This window comes from Paenibacillus nasutitermitis (assembly GCF_014641075.1).
Lineage (GTDB): Bacteria > Bacillota > Bacilli > Paenibacillales > Paenibacillaceae > Paenibacillus_Z > Paenibacillus_Z nasutitermitis.
The window spans coordinates 1-2,900 of sequence record NZ_BMHP01000026.1 but is presented as its reverse complement, the minus strand read 5'-3'; the positions used below and the strand labels follow the sequence as shown (position 1 = coordinate 2,900).

Annotated in this window: 3 protein-coding genes; all 3 read left to right on the top strand. The window is 43.0% G+C overall.

Annotation, left to right across the window (positions count from 1 at the left end; translation table 11 throughout):
• The first annotated feature begins 187 nt into the window (after positions 1-187).
• Positions 188-1,012, top strand: coding sequence for an aminoglycoside adenylyltransferase domain-containing protein (locus IEY46_RS36120; RefSeq protein WP_189001248.1), 825 nt, complete (start codon positions 188-190; stop codon positions 1,010-1,012).
• Between the two features lie 378 nt (positions 1,013-1,390).
• On the top strand, positions 1,391-1,885 hold the full coding sequence (locus IEY46_RS36115) for a WYL domain-containing protein (protein WP_373288965.1): 495 nt from the start codon (positions 1,391-1,393) through the stop codon (positions 1,883-1,885).
• A gap of 601 nt (positions 1,886-2,486) precedes the next feature.
• On the top strand, positions 2,487-2,900 hold a 414-nt coding region (locus IEY46_RS36110), incomplete at its 3' end, for a response regulator transcription factor (protein WP_189001245.1).

Here is a 2,900-nt window from a genome sequence, read left to right as displayed (position 1 = left end):
AGACCATTTGGGGGATGGGTTACCGATTGAGAGGATGATTAATGATTTTTTAAGATTTCGATTAATCTTCTATTAGGATCTGATGATTAGAATGAAAGAACATCAGATCGAAAAGGAGAATGTGCATCATTACGATTTTCCTCAATTAAATGTTTGATGCTGCAAACTGCGGAGAAGGAGAGATTTAATGAGTACAAAAGTTCCGTCCCAGATTACAGAAATTGTTGATGAGCTTGTTACACGATTTAACAATCACTTCCCCAATACCCTTGAAGGTATATATTTACATGGCTCTATTGCTCTCAACGCGTACATACCGAATTCCAGCGACATTGACCTTATCGTTACCTTAAATCGTCCTTTAACAGAGAGCGATACCCGATATTTGGAGGACATCCATCGAGAGATCGCAAAAAAATACCGGAAACCTGTTCTGGATGGGTGTTATCTTTTAAAAAGCGATCTGCAGTTACAAGCAGAGACCGGTTCTCGACCTTATTTCAATTTAGGAAAAGTTTCTTGGAAGCCGTTTATCTTCGATCCGATCTCCGGCTGGATTTTAAGAGAAAAGGGAATCTGCATAACAGGACCCGGTATTGAGTCCTTTAATTTGCCAGCAGATCCGAAACTTTTGGTTGATTACGTGATGGCTAATATGAATAGCTACTGGGCAAAGAGAATCAAACGGAACGAACATTTGGTAAGATATGCGTTCTTGTTTCCAAATAAATTAATTGATTGGGAAATTCAATGGACCGTACTCGGAATTTCACGTCAATACTACACATTAAGGGAGAAAGATATTGTCTCGAAAGCTGAAGCCGGCCGCTACTCTCTCGATCAAATGCCGCAGGAATGGCACCCTCTCATTCAAGAAGCTATAAGAATCCGTGAAAGGTCCAAAGATCACGTTGCTAATTATTCTAAAAAAAAACGGGTTCAGGTATTGATTCGGTTTATGAAATACACTTTGGAACGCTCAAATCAAGAATGGAATAGCGAAATCAATTGAAATGGTCTAGCATCCGTATGGTAGTTTAAAAGCGCCGCATCTATACGAAGATGGGGTACGAAGTGTTCGGCGTGATCGGGGATTATCCCGACGGGATCAAGCCGTTTTTTCTCAAGAAGAAAGAGCTGCAAAACGATTTGACGCTTAACGCGATTATTAGCGTGACTAATCGGAATCCGTAATGAAGAAGTTTTTCATGATCAGTAGCTTAATGCTTCTTCTGCTTGTTTCAAGCTCCTTTTCCGTAGAAGCCGGACTAATCGGCGGTCATGTTAATATCAATTCATTCGTCCAAACACCCGTACAGGGGTAAACGGGTTCATTTATAATAGAGTCATAATCCGAAAGCATCGGTCAGAAAAGCAGATCGATCAAAAAGTGGTGCGCATGAAGTACGAATCAAAACAGCATAAGCAGTCAAGAGATGTTCAGCCGATCGGCATTTATGCCAGCAACGGGTTTTGGTATTGTCCGGCCTATTGCTTTCACCGCCGCGATTTTCGCTTGTTTCGCTGTGACCGGGGTAGATCTGTTGAACTTTCCAAACTGGAAGCGGTTAATTTGACGCAAGTGCATACAGGAAACTGGGATTCTTACATTGAAGAGAAAGGTCCAGTTGTGGAACTTTATGTTGAGCTTACTGCAACAGGGGTGCAGAGATGCGAGTCTGAACTGTGGCCAGCGCATAAAATTCAAATTCATGTTCGAGAAGACGGCACAGGATGGCTGGGCAATCAAATCCCCGCGAGCAGCCTTCCATTTTTCGGCCAATTTTTTATTGGATTGGGTACGGATTCAAATGTAAAAGCGCCAGACGGGTTGATCCGTGTTATGAGAGAAATGCTGGACAAACTAAGGGCGCAATATCGGTAAAGATGGGGTCAGCTTCGCTGGTACTACCCCAATTACGCATGTACAGGACGAGGTGTTTACCCACCCGGACCTGGACCGATTCCTGACAGTACGTGATACTGCACGTTTGTTCAGCCACGATCTGATTTGCAATAACGCTGCCTCATGCGTTTTAATCCTACGGGCTCGATCCGCCTTTCGGTATTAAAACATGTGGGGGAGCGTTATTTTTTGCGCCCAAATCAGCCCAGCAGTCGATGTCCCGTAAGAGCAACTGCTGGGATAATGCTTTCATGGATTGGCCATATGAAAGACGAGCTCTTGTACAGTGACTGCTAGACATTACAGGAATGCTAACGTATTCGTAAGCGTAATAAGGTGCGTGCTGAATTCAGCCTTGTAATTGTTGCTTCTCTAATTCACGAAGAAACAAAAATAAAGGAAGGCCTAGTGAAAACCCTAACCATTTTATTTTATTTACGTAGTGACAGTTTGGAATTAATCTAACAGCGGATCGATTAATTGTGTTAAGCTGAACTTTATCATAAGTAAGGCGAACTTTTTATTCAATCCAATTCTCCGGATTTCTATTGAGAGAATCTAGAAGGATGAGGTGAATGAAATGAACGGAGAAGTAAAAATATTGGTCGTTGAAGATGATAATGAAATTAATAAATTACTGTGCGAAATTATAACCCATAGCGGATATGTACCACAACCAGCCTATTCCGGCACGGAAGCGTTGCTGTATTTAGCCACAGAGCAGGTGTGGAGCATGGTGTTGCTCGATCTGATGCTGCCCGGGCTAAGCGGCGAAGAAATGCTTCAGCAGTTAGGGCCGAATCGTCAGCTCCCCGTAATCATTATCTCTGCCAAAGGGGAGCAGCAAACGAAGGTCTCTGTTTTACGTATGGGAGCGGACGATTATATTACAAAACCTTTTGATGTTGAAGAGGTATCCGCGAGGATCGACATCCATCTCGGCAGATATAGACGTGCCGTGGCACCCGATCCGATTCGTGAATTGACGTACAAA

What these genes read in the sequence shown, in the direction of transcription:
- IEY46_RS36120 (WP_189001248.1), top strand. Translation starts at nt 188, where the DNA reads ATGAGTACAAAAGTTCCGTCCCAGATTACAGAAATTGTTGATGAGCTT.